The organism is Streptacidiphilus sp. MAP5-3, assembly GCF_041262505.1.
Lineage (GTDB): Bacteria > Actinomycetota > Actinomycetes > Streptomycetales > Streptomycetaceae > Streptacidiphilus.
Genome location: NZ_JBGCCL010000011.1, coordinates 34,179 through 50,461, shown reverse-complemented (window position 1 = coordinate 50,461; position 16,283 = coordinate 34,179). Strand labels below are relative to the sequence as shown.

15 protein-coding genes and 2 tRNA genes are annotated in these 16,283 nt (G+C 71.7%); 6 read left to right on the top strand and 11 right to left on the bottom strand.

Going from position 1 to position 16,283, the window contains the following annotated elements:
* Positions 1-96: 96 nt before the first annotated feature.
* The 4 genes from ABH928_RS18445 to ABH928_RS18430 form a co-directional block, all read right to left on the bottom strand.
* Positions 97-1,476, bottom strand: a complete 1,380-nt coding sequence (locus ABH928_RS18445; protein WP_370067683.1) for a glycoside hydrolase family 26 protein — start codon at positions 1,474-1,476, stop codon at positions 97-99.
* A 95-nt stretch (positions 1,477-1,571) separates the two neighbouring features.
* Positions 1,572-3,425: a putative bifunctional diguanylate cyclase/phosphodiesterase gene (locus ABH928_RS18440; protein WP_370067946.1), complete on the bottom strand. Its 1,854-nt coding sequence runs from the start codon at positions 3,423-3,425 to the stop codon at positions 1,572-1,574.
* A 262-nt stretch (positions 3,426-3,687) separates the two neighbouring features.
* Positions 3,688-4,113 carry an OsmC family protein gene (locus tag ABH928_RS18435; RefSeq protein WP_370067680.1) on the bottom strand — a complete coding sequence of 142 codons (426 nt, stop codon included), beginning with the start codon at positions 4,111-4,113 and terminating at the stop codon, positions 3,688-3,690.
* 111 nt (positions 4,114-4,224) lie between these two features.
* The gene (locus ABH928_RS18430) at positions 4,225-5,019 is read right to left on the bottom strand and encodes a VOC family protein (RefSeq protein ID WP_370067678.1); all 795 of its coding nucleotides are present in this window, start codon (positions 5,017-5,019) and stop codon (positions 4,225-4,227) included.
* Between the two features lie 423 nt (positions 5,020-5,442).
* Here ABH928_RS18430 and ABH928_RS18425 point away from each other — a divergent pair, with 423 nt between their 5' ends.
* Positions 5,443-6,690: an MFS transporter gene (locus ABH928_RS18425; RefSeq protein ID WP_370067676.1), complete on the top strand. Its 1,248-nt coding sequence runs from the start codon at positions 5,443-5,445 to the stop codon at positions 6,688-6,690.
* A gap of 91 nt (positions 6,691-6,781) precedes the next feature.
* Here ABH928_RS18425 and ABH928_RS18420 read toward each other — a convergent pair whose 3' ends face one another.
* Positions 6,782-7,654, bottom strand: coding sequence for a putative protein N(5)-glutamine methyltransferase (locus ABH928_RS18420; RefSeq protein WP_370067674.1), 873 nt, complete (start codon positions 7,652-7,654; stop codon positions 6,782-6,784).
* Positions 7,655-7,900: 246 nt separating this feature from the next.
* Positions 7,901-7,974 (bottom strand) — tRNA-Lys (locus ABH928_RS18415).
* Positions 7,975-8,106: 132 nt separating this feature from the next.
* On the opposite strand from ABH928_RS18415, the gene ABH928_RS18410 reads away from it, so the two are divergent.
* The 4 genes from ABH928_RS18410 to ABH928_RS18395 all read left to right on the top strand — a co-directional run bounded on the left by ABH928_RS18410 (position 8,107) and on the right by ABH928_RS18395 (position 10,969).
* Positions 8,107-8,418 (top strand): chorismate mutase, encoded by a 312-nt coding sequence (locus ABH928_RS18410; protein ID WP_370067672.1) that lies wholly within the window; start codon positions 8,107-8,109, stop codon positions 8,416-8,418.
* Between the two features lie 58 nt (positions 8,419-8,476).
* Entirely contained in the window at positions 8,477-9,286 is an 810-nt protein-coding gene (locus tag ABH928_RS18405; RefSeq protein ID WP_370067670.1) for an alpha/beta fold hydrolase, read from the top strand.
* Between the two features lie 92 nt (positions 9,287-9,378).
* Positions 9,379-9,930 (top strand): universal stress protein, encoded by a 552-nt coding sequence (locus tag ABH928_RS18400; protein WP_370067668.1) that lies wholly within the window; start codon positions 9,379-9,381, stop codon positions 9,928-9,930.
* A gap of 79 nt (positions 9,931-10,009) precedes the next feature.
* The gene (locus ABH928_RS18395; protein WP_370067666.1) at positions 10,010-10,969 is read left to right on the top strand and encodes a cation diffusion facilitator family transporter; all 960 of its coding nucleotides are present in this window, start codon (positions 10,010-10,012) and stop codon (positions 10,967-10,969) included.
* A 90-nt stretch (positions 10,970-11,059) separates the two neighbouring features.
* Here ABH928_RS18395 and ABH928_RS18390 read toward each other — a convergent pair whose 3' ends face one another.
* The 4 genes from ABH928_RS18390 to ABH928_RS18375 all read right to left on the bottom strand — a co-directional run bounded on the left by ABH928_RS18390 (position 11,060) and on the right by ABH928_RS18375 (position 14,465).
* On the bottom strand, positions 11,060-12,040 hold the full coding sequence (locus ABH928_RS18390) for a decaprenyl-phosphate phosphoribosyltransferase (RefSeq protein ID WP_370067664.1): 981 nt from the start codon (positions 12,038-12,040) through the stop codon (positions 11,060-11,062).
* A complete protein-coding gene (locus tag ABH928_RS18385) occupies positions 12,037-13,266 on the bottom strand; it encodes a phosphodiester glycosidase family protein (protein WP_370067662.1) in 1,230 nt (409 codons plus the stop codon). Before ABH928_RS18385 ends, ABH928_RS18390 begins: the two co-directional genes overlap by 4 nt.
* A gap of 393 nt (positions 13,267-13,659) precedes the next feature.
* A complete protein-coding gene (locus ABH928_RS18380; protein WP_370067660.1) occupies positions 13,660-14,307 on the bottom strand; it encodes a nucleoside/nucleotide kinase family protein in 648 nt (215 codons plus the stop codon).
* An 84-nt stretch (positions 14,308-14,391) separates the two neighbouring features.
* A tRNA-Lys gene (locus ABH928_RS18375) sits at positions 14,392-14,465 on the bottom strand.
* 171 nt (positions 14,466-14,636) lie between these two features.
* Between ABH928_RS18375 and ABH928_RS18370 the strand changes: the two genes are divergently transcribed.
* Positions 14,637-15,503, top strand: coding sequence for a PhzF family phenazine biosynthesis isomerase (locus ABH928_RS18370; protein ID WP_370067658.1), 867 nt, complete (start codon positions 14,637-14,639; stop codon positions 15,501-15,503).
* Positions 15,504-15,592: 89 nt separating this feature from the next.
* Here ABH928_RS18370 and ABH928_RS18365 read toward each other — a convergent pair whose 3' ends face one another.
* Entirely contained in the window at positions 15,593-16,195 is a 603-nt protein-coding gene (locus ABH928_RS18365; RefSeq protein WP_370067944.1) for a bifunctional DNA primase/polymerase, read from the bottom strand.
* Positions 16,196-16,283: the final 88 nt, after the last annotated feature.

The window sequence follows — 16,283 nt, the reverse complement described above, 5'->3', positions numbered from 1 at the left end:
GCTGTTCGGAGGCGTGGAACTCTGAGGCGTGGAGCTTTGAGGCGCGGTGCTCAGAAGGTGCTCCGCAGAAGGTTCCCGGCAGAAGGGTGGTGCTCCTCAGGAGCGGCCGGGCAGCTTGATGTGCGTGCTGTCCGGGAGTGGCGTCGGGCTCGACGCCACCGGGGACGGGAGCGGCTGTCCGGCCGGGCTCGGGCAGGGGCCGGAGTCCCGTCGGCGGTGGCAGGTCGGGCTCGGCAGCGGGACCGCGGGCGGCGTGGTCGAGCCCGTGGTGGGCGGCATCGTCGGTGTCGGCGTGGCGGTGGGCGTCGGACTCGGACTCGGCGACGGCTGCGCGGAGGGCGTCGGCGTCGCGCTGGACGTCGGGCTCGGCCCGGTGCTCCGCGTCGGCGTGGGAGACGGCGTCGGCGACGGGCTGGGGAGCGGCGGTGGCTGATCGGACATCATCTGCTGGTAGACCGCGCTCGACTGGGGGTTCTCGTCGCAGTTCAGCACGCCGTGCGGACAGTAGTCGGTGATGGTCTGGTAGAGCGTGTCGTGGGTCTCCATCCAGTCGATCATGTCCCGCATGAAGGTCGGGTCGTCGCCGTGGCGGAACATGCCCCACTCCGGGTAGGAGACCGGCTTGTGGTGTGCAGCGGCGAAGCGCACCTGGTCCAGCAGCCCGTACTGCTCGGTCACGTAGTCGGCGAAGGTCTCGCCGGGCCCCTGGTCGTAGTTGTCCATGCCGATGACGTCCGTGACGTCGTCGCCCGGGTAGCAGTCCGTCCACGGGTGGTCGTCCGGCCCCCGGTTCGGGGTGAAGTCGAACCGGAACCTCTGGCCGGGGACGCTGCGCATGACGTGGACGATGCGCCGCCAGTAGGTCTTCCAGTCCGTCGGGTCCGGGCCGCAGCGGCTGGTGTAGGTGATGCCGTTCATCTCCCAGCCCAGCGTGATCATCGTGTCCGGGATGCCCAGCGCGACCAGCCGTCGGGCCAGTGTCAGGAAGTGACCGTCGTTCGCGCCTGTTGCCGCCTGCTGCAGCAGGGATGCGACCTCGTCGTCGCTCAGGTTGTCCTCGTTCTGCGCCTGCATCGGCACTGCCAGGACGAAGATCCGGTCGGGACGGGACAGCCGCCACTGCGCCCAGGGCGCCAGCAGCCCCGGGCTCCCTTCGATGTCAGACCAGTTCTCGCCGGGGAGGTAGGTGTGGCCGACCTGCAGGTCCGCGTTGTGCAGCCAGACGGACATCTGGCTCTGCGCCGAGTCGGCGAAGTCCGACCCGAGGAAGGCCCCGAACGGGACCGTGTGGGCAGGCAGCACGGTGTTGTCCTGCCACGGCTGCCCGTCTGCGAGCAGGGCGTCCCCGCTCTGCGCCTGGAGCGGGCCGAACTGGTGCGGGTTCTTGGGCGCGAGCAGATCGGCCCCGGCCGCGAAGACGAGCAGCAGCGCGCCCACGGCGAGAGCCAGGACTGTGAGCAGGCGACGCTGTGGCATACGGCCGAGCGTATGGACTGATGAACCGTCAGGATGCAGGGCGCGCGGCAGGGTGGACACTCCTCACCCCTTCGGGGGACTTGCGGCGGGGCGGCTCAGCGAGTGGCGGCACGGCGGCGCGCGCCAAGCAGGTGGTCGATCTCCGTAGCCGGCACGGCCCGGCCGAAGTGCCAGCCCTGGGCGGTGTCGCAGCCCGTCGCCCGGAGCCGGTCGGCCTGGGTCGCGCTCTCGACGCCCTCGGCCGTGACGGTCAGCCCGAGCACGTGCGAGAGCCGGACCAGGGCGGCGACGATCTTCTCGTCCGCCGCGCCCCGCGCGACCGAGCCGTTCGCGCCGTGCGGGCGGTTCTGGCCGTTCTCGCCGCTCTCGCCGTTCACACGGTTCTCGCGGGGCTCCCGGAAGCCCTCGACGAACGAGCCGTCCAGCTTGAGGACGTGGACCGGCAGCCGACTCAGGTAGGACAGGTTCGAGTAGCCCGTGCCGAAGTCGTCGATGGCGATCCGCACTCCCATCGCGGACAGCGCGTGCAGCGCCTCGACCGGTCGACCGACCGGGCCCAGCACCGCGCTCTCGGTCAGCTCCAACTGGAGCAGCCGCGCGGGCAGCTTGGTCGAACCAAGGATCTCGGCCACATCCGCAACCATGTCCGAGTCAGAGAACTGACGTGCTGCGAGATTGACGCTGACGAAGAGCTGCGCCTCGGGGAAGCGGTCCAGCCAGCTGCGCGCCTGGGCGCAGGCGGTCTCCAGCACCCAGTGGCCCAGCGGGACGATCGCCCCGGTCTCCTCGGCGATCTGAATGAAACGATCCGGCGCGAGGCGGCCGAAGTCCGGATGCCGCCAGCGGACCAGCGCCTCCACGCCGCACAGCCGACCGCCGCTGAGGTCGACCAGCGGCTGGTACTCGAGCAGGAACTCGCCCCGCTCCAGTGCGGGCCGCATGGTCGTGGCGAGCACCTGACGCGTCGTCTGGTACGCGATCCGCTCCGGGTCGTAGAGCGCCCAGCGGGACCGCCCGTCCGTCTTCGCCCAGCACAGCGTCGCGTCCGCGTCTCGGACCAGCTCGGTCGGCGTGGTGCCGGGCACGGGCCGTTCGACCACGCCGACGCTCGCGGTGGCGGCGACCCGCTGACCGCTCAGGTCGTAGGGGGCGCCGACCACCTCCACCACCTCGGCTGCCAACGCGGTCAGTTCCTCCGCGCCCGCGCTGCGCGGCACCAGCACGGCGAACTCGTCGCCGCCCATCCGGGCCACCAGATGCCCCCGCGCCGTGAACCGCTGCTCCAGCCGGCGGGCAACCGCGACGAGCAGCTCGTCGCCGATGTGGTGGCCGAGTGTGTCGTTGACCGCCTGGAATCCGTCCAGATCCAGGTAGCACAGGCCGATCCGCTGATCCGCCTCGGCGAAGGCGCCGGCCAGCCGCTCGAAGAAGAGGGAGCGGTTCGGCAGCTGGGTGAGCGGATCGTGCATGGCCTGGTAGTGGAGCCGGTCTCCGAGTCGCCTCGCCTCGGAGACGTCCTCCACCATCGCCAGCGTGTAGAGCGGCTCGCCGTTGGAGTCGCGGATCAGGGAGATGGTGATGTTGGTCCACACCGCATGTCCCTGACGGTGTTTCAGCCGTTTCTCCAGGCGGATCCGGTCCCGTTCACCGCGGACCAGCTCGCGGTAGACCTGCCGCGAACTCTCCTCGATGTCCATCACCGCGTGGATGTGCAGTCGCATCAACTCCGGGACGGTTCGCCCCAGCATCTCGGCCAGCGCCGGATTCGCCTCGATGATCCGGTCGCTCCGGTCGATCAACGCCATACCGATGCCGGCATCGACGAACGCGGCCCGGAAACGGTTCTCGCTGGCCCGCAGCGCGTCCTCAAGGCTGCGCCGATCCGCCGGACTCACCGCACTCGCTGTGCTCACTGCACTCACGGCACTCACTGCATCCACTGCGCTCATTGACTCGGCGTCGGCCGTGACGGTCATCGCTCCGGGCTCGCGGAGAGCGCCGAGGACGTCGATGTCCTCGGAGGAGCCGGGGTGACCGGGAGGGCCGCTACGCACGGTAAGGATCCTAGGTGCAGGCCCCGGAGGCCTGCCAAGCATTCCGGGGCTGATTCACTCCGTCGTGGGGGTCGCGCGCATGCAGCGTGCGCCCCCGTTCACTCATTTCCGTGACGTGAGTCCGGATTCGCTGGACCGCTCGCGAGGCGGCGGTACCTTACGCCAGAGAGGCACTCAGCGTGATCGTCGTTCCGGTCAGTGCCTGGCTGACTGGGCAGTTCGCCTTGGCGTCCTCCGCAGCCTTGACGAAACCGGGTTCGTCGAGGCCGGGAACGGTGCCCACCACGGTCAGGTGGATGCCGGTGATGCCGGTCCCCGGCTGGAAGGTCACCTCTGCGGTGGTCTCCAGTGAGGTGGGCGGCGTGCCTGCACCCGCCAGCCCGTGCGAGAGCGCCATCGAGAAGCAGCTGCTGTGCGCGGCGGCGATCAGCTCCTCGGGGCTGGTCCTGCCGTTGGGCTGCTCGGACCGCGAGGCCCAGGTCACCGGGAACTCGCCGATGCCGGACGACTCCATGGCGACGACGCCCTTGCCGTCGAGCAGGCTGCCCTGCCAGTTCGTGCGCGCGATACGGGTGGTTGCCACGTCGGGCCTCCAAAGTGGGGACAAGGAGTGACTCGTCGTCACTCAGGTCAGGCGTCACTCAGGTCAGAGGTGAGTCACGTCAGGGGTGGGCCGAAGTGCGGCCTGGCCAGGTCAGGACGCCAGGGTGATGACGGTGAAGGCCGCACCGGAGGGGTCCTTCACCACACAGAGCCGACCGTACGGTGAGTCGAACGGGCTCTGCAGGACGGAGCCGCCCAGCGCGGCCACCTGCTTGGCCGTCTCGTCCACGTCGGCGACGGCGAAGTAGACCGACCAGAACGGCGAGCCGCCACCGGCGGCCAGGTCGTGTGCCGGATCGGTGACGCGCAGCCGACCGCAGACCTCGCGGTCGGCGCCCTCGGGGGTCCAGGTGGTGTAGTCGAAGTTGACCTCGTCGCCGATCTGGCGCTGCCGATAGGGGAAGAGCCCCGCGTAGAAGGCGTCCGCCGCGCCGCCGGCGGTCGTGTAGATCTCGTTCCAGGCCATCGCGCCGGGCTCGCCGTAGAGGCCGGCGCCCGCGTGGACGCCCGGCTGCCACAGCCCGAAGGAGGCACCCTGCGGGTCGAAGGCGAACGCCAGCCGTCCCGAGTCCGGGATGTCGTGCGGCCCCATGGCGATCTTCCCGCCACCGGCCTCGACGGCGGCCAGGGTCCGCTCGATGTCGCCGGTGCTGAGGTACACGTTCCAGGCCGGGGCCAGGGAGTCCGCGCTCGGGGGAGGCGGCATCAGTCCGGCGACCGGCTTCCCCTTCCACAGGCACATCGTGTAGTGGCCGTACTCGGGGCCTTCGTCCTGGAATTCCCAGCCGAGGGCGGCGCCGTAGAAGCGGCGTGCGGACTCCAGGTCGGGAGCGTTCAGGTCGGCCCAGCAAGGCGCGCCGTCGGGGTAGGAGCTGCGGTCGGGCATCTGGCCCTCCGGGGGCTGAGTGACACGGGTCGGTGAGAGCCCGCGTGGGTCGGGTCGAGAGCCACGATTGCCCCGTGCCGCACGCACCGCAACCGCACGCGTCCGTACGGTGACGGGCGCCCCGCGAGTGGTGCGGCGGAATGAACGGGAGTGAACCGAGGTTAAGGTCGGGCGAATGGTGGGCGGACTCACGTCCGGGACGGTCCGGCTGTGAGCGCTCACCGGATAAGATGACCGTAGATCTACCGAGACCAGCTACATCTGCCTGATGCAGAGTCGGCTAGACCGCTCGGCGGCTGCAGGACGCGCCTATCCGGCGGAACCTGCGGTATCTACCCCGGTCGACGCACAGAGGACGACCCTCGGCGCGCGGGGCACACCCATAGCTCCCAGCGCTACCAGGCAGCAGAGAGAGCCTCCCCGATGGCCCGCTCGTTCGGCTACGGTGCGCTGCTGCGTACCCCCGGCGCCTGGACCTTCCTGCTCCCCGCATTCGTCGCGCGCATGCCCTACGCGATGCTCGGGCTGGGCACCGTACTCCTGGTGTTCGACACCACCCACTCCTACACCACCGCCGGCGCGGTCGCGGCTGTCGCCTCGATCACCCAGGTCGTCGGCGCTCCCCTGACCGGCCGACTCGCCGACCGTCGCGGTCAGGCCGTGGTGCTCCTGCCCTGCCTGACCGTGCATGCCGGCTCGGTCGTGGCCCTGGTCGTGCTGGCCCTGGCCGGTGCGCCGATCTGGAGCCTGTTCCTCGCCGCCGGGCTGGCCGGGGCGTCGTTGCCGCAGATCGGCGCGCTGGTCCGGGCCCGTTGGCTGCACGCCCTGGACGGGCGTCCCGAGGCGCTGTCCTCGGCGTTCGCGTTCGAGTCCGTGACGGACGAGTTGACCTTCGTACTCGGCCCGGTCCTGGCGACCACCCTCTGCACCACGGTGGCCCCGGCCGCCGGACTGGTCGCCGAGGTGGCCCTGACGGTGGTCGGCGGACTGGCCTTCGCGGCGCAGCGCCGCACCGCCCCGCCGGTCCGCACGACGGTGGGGCGGACCGGCGGCTCCGCCCTGGGCAAGCCGGGCGTCCGGCTGCTGGTCGTCGCCCTGCTGGGCGTCGGCACGGTCTTCGGCGCGATGCAGGTCTCCGTCACCGCTGCCAGCGAGGCGGCGGGCCAGGCCGGACTGAGCGGCCTGGTGTACGGACTCTTCGCCGGTGGCAGCGTGATCGCCGGTACGGCGTTCGGCGCGGTCCAGTGGAAGCGTTCGCCACGGTTCCGCCTGCTGGTGACCTACTCCGCGCTGGTGATCGGCTGCTCGACGCTGTGGGCGATGCCCAACCTGTTCGCGTTGGGCATCGCCGCCTTCTGCTGCGGTCTGGCCATCGCGCCGACACTGATCTCCGCCTACACCCTGGTCGAGACCCTGGTCGAGACGGGCGCCAAGACCGAGGCGTTCACCTGGCTGACCGGTGCGATCGGCCTCGGGTTGGCTCTCGGCTCGACTGCGGCGGGCCGGTTGATCGACTCCCACGGCGCTCATGCGGGTTTCCTGGTCCCGGCCGTCGGCGCGGGCCTCGGCCTGATCGCGCTGGTCGCGCTGCGTAACCAGCTGACCCCCGCGGCCCCTGCCGCCTCGCGCCAGATCACCGGCTCCCGGCGGCCGGAGCCGGTCCGCGCCTGAGCAGCACGGTCATTCCGACGGTCAGGGCCCACACCCCGACGGGCAGGGCCCAGGCCCGGACGGGCAGGGCCCAGGCCCGGACGGGCAGGGTCTACGCCGCCGGACGCTCGCCGATCACGACCGTGGCCCAGTACTCCTCGGAGGTCGCCACCCGGGCGGTGAGCCGGGAGGCCGCGAAAGCGGACATGGCCGCGTCCTCCTGCCGCTCGCTGGTCTCGACGAGCACGACGCCGCCCGGGGCCAGCCAGTGCGCGGCCCCGGCGACGGCCCTGCGCAGGACGGCGAGGCCGTCCGCGCCGCCGTCCAGGGCGACCAGGGCCTCGTAGTCACGCGCCTCGGCCGGCAGCAGGGCCACGTCCTCGGTCGGTACGTAGGGGACGTTGGCCAGCAGCACGTCGATCCGGCCGCGCAACGCAGCCGGCAGGGCGTCGAAGAGGTCGCCGGCGTAGGCGTGGCCGCCGTAGGGAGCGATGTTGCGCCGGGCGCACTCGACCGCAGCCGGGTCGATGTCGGCCGCGTGCAGCGAGACCGAGCGGCCCGAGGTGCGCAACCGGTCGGACACGGCGGCCCCGAGCGCCCCCGAGCCGCAGCAGAGGTCCACCACGACCAGGTCCTTCAGGTCCTGGCGGGTGGCCGCCTCGGTCAGCAGGGCCTGCTGGACCAGGAACTCGGTGCGAGGGCGGGGGACGAAGACACCGTGGTCCACGTGAACACGCAGACCGCAGAACTCGGCCCAGCCGAGCACGTGCTCCAGCGGCAGGCCGTCCACGCGTCGGGTGGTCATGGCCTCGAGTTCCGCCGGACTGCTCGCCTGGGCGACCAGCAGGTCGGCCTCGTCCTCAGCGAAGACGCATCCGGCGGCGCGCAGCCGGGCCACGACGGCGTCGCGGGCGCCAGGGGAAGCGGGGGAAGCGGGTGAAGCGGGGGAGCTGGCGGGAGAAAGAGGGGGAGGAGTCGGAGACATCTGGTCCAACGGGCCTTTCGGGAGGCTGAACGGGACTCCCCGGTCCGGCTCGGCCCAGTGACGGTCCTTGGCGGACTCGTCAGCGGCGGCCGTTCGAGGGGAGCATCCACGCGGCACGAGCGTTGATGGGTCTCACCTCCTCGGTCGGCGCCGGTCATGACCGGTCATGACGACGGTCGTCCCGACCCTATCGCAGCGAATGCCGAAGGGCCTCCCTGCCGTAACAAGGAGGCCCTTCGCTGTCTGTGCGCCGCCAGGGACTCGAACCCCGGACCCGCTGATTAAGAGTCAGCTGCTCTAACCAACTGAGCTAGCGGCGCCTGCTGACGGGGAAGACATTACATGACCTGGGCAGCAAATGCCGAATCGGTATCCTGGCCCCTCGACGAGGGCCGTGGCGTCGACCGGGCAGCCGGTGCGCCGCAGCCACGCCACAGACACCAGGGGAGCGCATGTCCGAGAGCCACGCCGAAGTCGACCCGCACGCGAAGGCGGAGCTGGACCGCCTCCGCGGCAGCATCGACAACATCGACGCCGCGATCGTGCACATGTTGGCCGAGCGGTTCAAGTGCACGCAGGAGGTGGGCCGCCTCAAGGCGCAGTACCGGCTGCCGCCCGCCGACCAGTCCCGGGAGCGTGAGCAGATCGCCCGGCTGCGCGAGCTCGCGAGCGACGCCCGTCTGGACCCGGCGTTCGCCGAGAAGTTCCTCAACTTCATCATCGCCGAGGTCATCCGCCACCACGAGCAGATCGCCGGTTCCTGACCGCCGTGTCGGAGGAATCCGCTTGACCCCTGACGAAGACCGGGTCAGGGTCGGGGGAATGACGATCTCTCATGAGGTGACGGGGCCGGTCCAGAAGGCCGGGACGCGTGGGGCCGCTGCCGGTGGTGACGCGCTCCCGTTGGTGCTGTTGCACGCCGGTGTCGGTGACAGCCGGATGTGGGATCCGCAGTGGGCGGCGCTGGTCCGCACCGGTCGCCGGGTGGTGCGCTGCGACTTCCGCGGCTTCGGCACGACGCCGCCTGCGGACGGCCCGTACCGGGAGGCTGACGACGTCCTCGCCCTGATGGACGGGCTCGGGATCGAGCGTGCGGTTCTGGTCGGCTCGTCGAACGGCGGCAGGGTCGCCCAGGACGTGGCCCTGGACCGGCCGGACCGGGTCGGCGGGCTGGCGCTGTTCTGCGCTCCCGTCCCGGGCCAGCAGTGGCAGCCCGAGCTGCTCGCTTTCGGCGAGCGCGAGGACGCGCTGCTCGACGCGGGCGACCTGGACGCGGCGACGGAGCTCAACGTGGTCACCTGGCTCGGCCCCGAGGCCGACGACGCCGCGAAGGCGTCCCTGCGGACCATGCAGCGCCGCGCGTTCGAGGTGCAGTCCGGATTGACCGAGGACTTCGCCGCCGCCCCGGTCGAGCGGGACCTGTCGAAGATCGAGGTGCCGACCCTGGTCGTCTCGGGAGCGCACGACTTCCAGGACTTCCGCGACTCTGCCGCACGGCTCGCCGCCGAGCTTCCCGACGCACGCCGGGTCGGACTGCCCTGGGCCGGGCACCTGCCCACCATGGAGCGCCCCGACCAGACCACCCGCCTGCTGCTGGACTTCCTCGACGCGAAGTTCGGCGCCGCCGCCTGACCCTCCCGCTGTGCCGCCCGGGAGGGACGCCTGGTGGGGCGTAGGGTCAGGACGACGTCAACAACGTCGGGGAACCGGAGGGGAAGAGGACGATGGCCAACGAGGACGAGCCGGGAAGCACGGGCAACGCCGAGCGCGCGCGCAACGCTGGTGACGCGGAGGCCGCAGGCACCCCGCAGTCTGCCGCGTACTCCGCGCACGCCTTCGAGTTGGGCACCGACGGTCCGTCGGTGCTGGTGGTCGGTATCGACGGATCCGACTCCTCGATGCGGGCGGCCGCCTACGCCGCGGGGCTGGCGCGGCGACAGGGGGCCAAGCTGGCGCTCGTCTACGTGCAGCCGATCAGCGCGATGGGTGGCGCCGACGTCGGCGCGGCGGTGATGCAGGCGGAGCAGGAGGTCGCCGACGCGTTGCTGGCTGAGATCCGCCAGGCGGCCGAGCGTATGCCCGAACGACAGCATCTGCGCTGGGAGTTCTACACCTCGCCCGGCGACCCGTACCAGGGCCTGGTCGATCTCGCCGACCAGCTCAAGGCGGACGGGGTGGTCATCGGCGCGTCGCAGAAGGCCGGGCACCGGCTGGTCGGCTCGGTCGGCGTCCGCCTGGTGAAGTCCGGCCGCTGGCCGGTCACGGTCGTTCCGTAACCACGGGAAACGTAACCACGGGAAACGCGAGCAGGCGGGGAACGCGAGAAGGCGAGTGCGGAGTGCGGGGTGAGCGGGCATGAGCGCCTCCGGGGGTACCCGGGCGGTGGTCGCGGCGCTGGGCGCCAACCTTGCCATCGCCGCCGCCAAGTTCGTCGCCTTCGCCTTCAGCGGCTCGTCCTCCATGCTCGCCGAGGGCGTGCACTCGATGGCCGACTCCGGCAACCAGGTGTTGCTGCTGATCGGCGGGCGCAAGGCCCGGCGCGCGGCGGACGAGTCGCACCCGTTCGGCTACGGGCGGGAGCGGTACGTCTACGGCTTCCTGGTCTCCGTCGTGCTCTTCACCATCGGCGGCGTCTTCGCGCTCTACGAGGGCTGGGAGAAGGTCCGTCACCCGCACGCCGTCGACCACTGGTACTGGCCGGTGGGCGTGCTGCTCTTCGCGATCGTGGCCGAGGGTTTCTCCTTCCGCACCGCGGTGGCGGAGGCCCGGCCGCTCAAGGGGGCGCAGTCCTGGGCCCGGTTCATCCGCACGGCGAAGGCCCCTGAGCTACCCGTCGTGCTGCTGGAGGACTTCGGCGCGCTGATCGGTCTCGCGTTGGCGCTCGCCGGCGTCGGGCTCGCGGTGCTGACCGGCGACGGTGTCTGGGACGGCGTCGGCACGCTGTGCATCGGTGCGCTGCTTGTCGGGATCGCGTTGGTCCTGGCCGCGGAGACGAAGTCGCTGCTGCTCGGAGAGGGTGCGAGCCCGGCGGCCGCGGCCCGCGTCCGGGACGCGCTGCTGGCCGGCCCCGACGTGGAGCGGGTCATCCATATGCGCACCCTCCACCTCGGCCCGGACGAGCTGTTGGTCGCCGCGAAGATCGCCGTACGCCCGGACGCCGGTGCGGCGGAGATCACGGCGACGATCAACGCCGCGGAGGCCCGGATCCGGGCGGCGGAGCCCATCGCGCGGGTCATCTACCTCGAACCCGACCTCTACAGCGAGGCGGAGGCAGCCGCCGGGCCCGACCCTGACGCGACGCCCGGAGGACGGTGACGGCCCGACAGGCCGCTGCCTGCCGGGCCGTCACGTGATTCACCTGACCCACCGGACTTGCCGGACGTCACTGGACGCGCGGTCCCTGCCTCACATCTCCGGAGCGGCGAATCCGAGGGCGAAGAGGAGCAGCCAGCTCAGCTCCATGAAGATCATCAAGGTGTCCTTGATGAGCAGGTCCTCGATATGGCTGGTCGTCCCGCGCGAGGTCAGCCGGTCGAACCTGACCAGCGCGCCGACCAGCGGCACCACCGTCGCCACATGCCACGAGCGGACCGCATGGTCGGGCTCCATCAGCGCCCAGGCCAGGTAGGCGGCCACCATGGCCAACGCGATCACCCGCTGGGCGACCCGGAGACCGCCGGTCGTGTAGTGCCGCAGCGACGGCCGGTGCGCTGCCGCCGGTGCGCCGAGACCGGCCAGCTCGGTGTGCCGTTTGGCGGTTGCCACGAGCAGCGCGCCGAGGCTGCAGACCAGCACGAACCAGCCCGACGGCGGCACCTGCGAGGAGGCCGCGCCGCCCAGCGCGCGCAGCACGAACCCCGAAGCCACCAGGGTGAGTTCAAGCACCGCGAGATGCTTGAGTCCGAGGCTGTAGAGGAACGAGGACACCAGGTACGCGCTGACCGCCATGGTCAGCCCGTAGCCGGGCGCGGTCAGGCTGAGCGACAGTGCGGCGGCCAGCAGCAGCCCGGCGACGACCATCGCCGTGCCCTCGCTCAGCTCGCCGGAGGCGATCGGGCGCAGGCACTTGCGCGGATGCTGCCGGTCCCGTTCCGCGTCCACCGTGTCGTTGACGAAGTAGACCGCGCAGGACGCCAGGGTGAAGACCACGAAGGCCACCGCGGCACCGCCCAGCGCGCTGCCGCCCCGCGCCTCGAAGTGGCGCGCGGTCAGTTCGGACCCGGTCAGCGGCGCCGCGAAGACCAGCAGGTTCTTCACCCACTGCCGCGGACGCGCGGTGCGCAGTACGGCCGAGGGCCAGCGGGCCCACCCGGCGCGGCGGCCGTCGACGAAGGGGGTCGCCGGGGTCGGCGGCTGCGCGGGTCGCACCGGCTGAGGGGTGGTCATCGCGCGTACACCGCCGTGAAGTCACGGCTCGTCGACTCGTAGTAGCGGTCGGCGGGACGCTCCTGGTCGGGAAGCAGCTTGACCGGTGTCGGGTCGGCCGGGTTCGACTTCGGCTGGTAGTACATGAACGACATCCACGCCGGGTTGATGTCGAGCTGCATGGCCCGCACGCAGCCCGCGCTCGCGAGCAGGTCGGCCAGGGTCCGCACGGACAGGGCCGGGCCGTAGGCGAAGACGAGCCGTCCGTCCGAGGTGACGCCCAGGCCGGAGCGCCAGACGAAGTACTTGCCGGCGATGGTGAGGCCCCAGCCGTACTCGACGTTCTGGTCGACGCTGGCCGGCACCGCGCCGTGATCGACGATCAGCTTGAGGTTCTGGCGGACGCCGGTGACGTTCGGCGTCATCGTCGCGTCACGGCCCCACTGGGCGACCGTCACCTTGCCGTCCTTGGTGAAGACCAGGGAGGCGGAGCCGTCGGTCAGGGTGCCGCGGGTGATGCCGTTGAGGAAGAAGCCGCCCCCGGCCTCGGAGTCGTTGACCTTGAAGCCGCCGTTGAACGTCGCCAGCAGTCCGGTGCGCTGACCGGGCGGAACGGAGGGCGGGACACCCCAGTCGGCGGTGCCCGGGTCGGACTCGCCGGGGTGGAGCTGAAAGCGGAGCAACCGCTGGTCCATCGACACGACCGCCGCGACGTAGGAGGTGTGCTGGTTGTCCGGCCGAAGGAAGGCGCCGAGAACGGCAGGGGTGCCGTGGACGCTGCCGAGCGTCTGCCAGGTCCCTTCGCCGGGGAGCGGCGGTCCGGCGGGGGAGACCAGCCGGGTCGGGACGATCGGTTTCATCGAGGAGGTGCCGCTGTTCTGCACCGGGGCTCCGTCCGGCGTGAGTGCCATCGTCGGCGTGCCGCCGACCTTGGGCGGATGCGCCTTGTACTGCTGGTCCTCGAGGAAGGTGACCAGCGGGCCGAGGTGGTGGTCGCGCCCCCACTCGGCGATCCGGGCGGCCACGCTGTCGTCGCCCGGCGCGGTCAGCGCCTGGCCCACGGACCAGCAGAGCCAGACGAACACCACTGCGATCAGGGCGAGCACGACGCGTGTGGTGCGCAGGCCGAGCAGTCGGCGTATTCGTCGGAACCGCTTGTGCTTGTGCGCCGAGGACGGGCTGCCAGGGCTCTCAGGCTCCTCGGCGGGGTTCTCGGAGACGGACTCGGGCGGCGCTGGTATACCCACGCGGATCTACCTCCTGCCGGGGCGCGCGCGATGGCGCGCATCGGGCACGGGAACGACGGTGCCGTCGATGCCCCCGTGATGACGGCGGTCATGTCTGGTCGCCAGGTCTCTCACGCTAGGTAGGCGGAACCGGAGCCGCCTGTTCGAGTAGGCAGGACGGGTTACGGCCCCGACGGCGCGGCAGGTGGCGCGGTCGCGGGCCGCGTCGGCTCCCTGAACGGCACGGGAGCGGAGCTCAAACGGCCTTCGGCACGCTGATCTTGAGCGTCCGACGGGCGCGGGCGCCGGCCTGGGCACTGGCCTGGGCGCCGGTCCGGCCCCGGCGGGCGAGAGCCGCGGTGACGGAGCTGACGAGGGTGAAGGTGACGGAGGGTTACGACTGCCGAATGAAGATCACGGCTCGACGGTGATCACCCGGACGCCCGGGGCGCGGTGGGCGTCGACCAGGTCACCGTTGGGGCGGTCGTTGGTGTCGACCCAGGCGCGGGCCGCGTGGGCGTCACGGCCGCCTGCGTGCTGTCGGGCGATCAGCCGGGCGTCGCGAACCTCGTCGGCGGTGGCCAGGAACCAGACGACGTCAAGCGCCGCGTGCACCTCCGACCAGCCGGGGCCGGCCGCGTCACCTGCGGCGAGGTAGTTGCCCTCGGTAACGACCAGCCGGGTCGCGGGCCGGACCAGGTGGCGGGCGGCGATCGGCTCGTGCAGGGTCCGGTCGTAGTCCGGCACGTACACCGGCTCCGCCCCCGGGAGGCTGCGCAGTCGCCGCAGCAGCGCGAGGTAGCCCCAGACGTCGAAGCTGGGCGCCGAGCCCTTCCGGTCGGTCAGGCCGAGGCGGGCGAGCTGGATGTTGGAGAGGTGGAAGCCGTCCATCGGGACGTAGGCCGCGGCGTCCGGGCCGAGCCGGTCGCAGAGCTCCGTCACCAGGCGGCGGGCCAGCGTGGACTTGCCCGCACCCGGAGCGCCCGCGATCCCGAGGAGCGCGCGCCCGCCCGGCGCGGGGACCAGCTCGGCGGCGGCGTCGACCAGCTCCTGTGCCTTCATGGCTCCACCTGTCCTCGGCCGGACGTCTGCCGCGCCAACGCCGAAGGGCCTCCTTGCGATAACAAGGAGGCCCTTCGCTGTCTGTGCGCCGCCAGGGACTCGAACCCCGGACCCGCTGATTAAGAGTCAGCTGCTCTAACCAACTGAGCTAGCGGCGCCTGCTGACGTGGAAGACTTTACATGAACGGCGACCGAATGCCGAATCCGTTCCGCCCGGCCACCACCTGGCCGCCGACCGGCAAATGCCTCGTCCCCGGATCGCCCTGCTGCCGTTCTGCCTCCTCGAATCGTTCGTTGATCTTGTCGGACCCGCGTGGGATCTTGGACGCATGCCCGGACCCGTGCGTCTCCCCAGTGATGTCCTGCGCTACACGGCGTTCTCGACCGATCCCGCGGGCGGCAACCCCGCCGGCGTCGTGCTGGATGCCCGCGGCGTCCCGGACGCCGACATGCTCGCGGTAGCGGCTCAGGTGGGGTACTCCGAGAGCGCCTTCGTCACCGAACGCGACGAGGAACGCCGACGCTTCCGGGTGCGCTACTTCAGCCCGCTGGTCGAGGTCGCCTTCTGCGGGCACGCCACGGTCGCCACCGCGGTGGCCCTGGCCGAGCGGCTGGGGGAGGGCTCGTTGCTCTTCGACACGGGGGCGGGCGAGATCGCCCTGGAGGCCGCCAAGGGCGAGGGCGGTGTGATCCGCGCCACGCTGACCAGCGTGCCGACCCACTCGCGGTCCGTGGACGCCGCGGTGCTCGCCGAGGCGCTGACTGCACTGCGCTGGGCCCCGGAGGATCTGGACGGCGAACTGCCGCCGCGCGTCGCGTTCGGCGGGGTGGAGCACCTGGTGCTCGCTGTTCGCTCCCGTGCGCGGCTGGCGGCGCTGGACTACGACTTCGACGGACTGGCCGAACTGATGGGCCGTCAAGGTTGGACGACGCTGCAGCTGGTGTGGCGCGAGAGCCCGGAGCTCTACCACGCGCGCGACCCGTTCCCGATCGGCGGCGTGGTCGAGGACCCGGCCACCGGCGCGGCTGCTGCGGCGTTCGGAGGTTACCTGCGCGACCTGGGCGCACTCCCGGCGTCGGGCGCCTTCACCATCCGCCAGGGCGAGGACATGGGCCGCCCGAGCACCCTGGTCGTCGCCGCCTCGCCGGACGACGAGCGGGTGCGGGTCTCCGGCACGGCGGTGCCCATCGGCTGAGTCCCGCGCCGTTCCGGTTTCGGCACGGCCGTCAGCCCGTCAGCCCGTCAGTCCTTCGGCGTGACCTTGCAGCCCTCAGGCGCGGAACCTCAGCCCGCCGGGACGAAATCGGGCGGGGCCACGTCCGGTGCGGGGGAGGGCGCACCGGACGTAGCCGCCGCCAGCTTGGCGGCCTCCGCGCGGGCCGCACCGCCGGGCAGGTCGCGGGAGGCGCGGACACAGGCCCACAACAGGGTGGAAGCGCCGGGGAGCCAGGGCTCGGGGCCGTCGGGCGCGACGATCCAGCGCCCCTGGGCCTCCGGCGCGTCCAGGGGTCGCTGCAGCGGCGGAACGGTGATCGCGTCGCCCTGGCCGTGGCAGAGCAGGGGCGGGACGTCGCGTGCCCACTCCTCCCAGACCAGCAGCGGGCGGAGGCGCGCGGCGGTGCCGGGCTCGGCGAAGATCAGGATCCGGCCGCGGAGGGTGGCCACCGGCCCGCAACCCGGCCCGCTCGCCCAGAGCTCGTCGAGCACCCTGCGGCCGAAGAGTCCGGGCAGGTTGATCACATCGAAGACGCGGCCGCAGGGCAGGACCGTGGCGGCCCACGGGCGCGTCTCCCAGAGCGCACGCATGCTGCGCGGGTACTCGCTCGCGGAGGCCAGCCAGGCCTCGCCGGCGACGGTCACGTACTCGACGGAGTCGTAGGTCCACATGTCCACGGTCCAAGCTGTATCGGGACGCGGAAGACGGCCGCACCGGAACCTGGGAAAGCCGGACACGTAGGGGTGAATCGGAGTAACA

What these genes read in the sequence shown, in the direction of transcription:
- ABH928_RS18405 (WP_370067670.1), top strand. Translation starts at nt 8,477, where the DNA reads ATGACGATCTCTCATGAGGTGACGGGGCCGGTCCAGAAGGCCGGGACG.
- ABH928_RS18380 (WP_370067660.1), bottom strand. Translation starts at nt 14,307, where the DNA reads ATGAAGGCACAGGAGCTGGTCGACGCCGCCGCCGAGCTGGTCCCCGCG.
- ABH928_RS18410 (WP_370067672.1), top strand. Translation starts at nt 8,107, where the DNA reads ATGTCCGAGAGCCACGCCGAAGTCGACCCGCACGCGAAGGCGGAGCTG.
- ABH928_RS18370 (WP_370067658.1), top strand. Translation starts at nt 14,637, where the DNA reads ATGCCCGGACCCGTGCGTCTCCCCAGTGATGTCCTGCGCTACACGGCG.
- ABH928_RS18400 (WP_370067668.1), top strand. Translation starts at nt 9,379, where the DNA reads ATGGCCAACGAGGACGAGCCGGGAAGCACGGGCAACGCCGAGCGCGCG.
- ABH928_RS18420 (WP_370067674.1), bottom strand. Translation starts at nt 7,654, where the DNA reads ATGTCTCCGACTCCTCCCCCTCTTTCTCCCGCCAGCTCCCCCGCTTCA.
- ABH928_RS18445 (WP_370067683.1), bottom strand. Translation starts at nt 1,476, where the DNA reads ATGCCACAGCGTCGCCTGCTCACAGTCCTGGCTCTCGCCGTGGGCGCG.
- ABH928_RS18440 (WP_370067946.1), bottom strand. Translation starts at nt 3,425, where the DNA reads ATGAGCGCAGTGGATGCAGTGAGTGCCGTGAGTGCAGTGAGCACAGCG.
- ABH928_RS18430 (WP_370067678.1), bottom strand. Translation starts at nt 5,019, where the DNA reads ATGCCCGACCGCAGCTCCTACCCCGACGGCGCGCCTTGCTGGGCCGAC.
- ABH928_RS18390 (WP_370067664.1), bottom strand. Translation starts at nt 12,040, where the DNA reads ATGACCACCCCTCAGCCGGTGCGACCCGCGCAGCCGCCGACCCCGGCG.
- ABH928_RS18425 (WP_370067676.1), top strand. Translation starts at nt 5,443, where the DNA reads ATGGCCCGCTCGTTCGGCTACGGTGCGCTGCTGCGTACCCCCGGCGCC.
- ABH928_RS18365 (WP_370067944.1), bottom strand. Translation starts at nt 16,195, where the DNA reads ATGTGGACCTACGACTCCGTCGAGTACGTGACCGTCGCCGGCGAGGCC.
- ABH928_RS18395 (WP_370067666.1), top strand. Translation starts at nt 10,010, where the DNA reads ATGAGCGCCTCCGGGGGTACCCGGGCGGTGGTCGCGGCGCTGGGCGCC.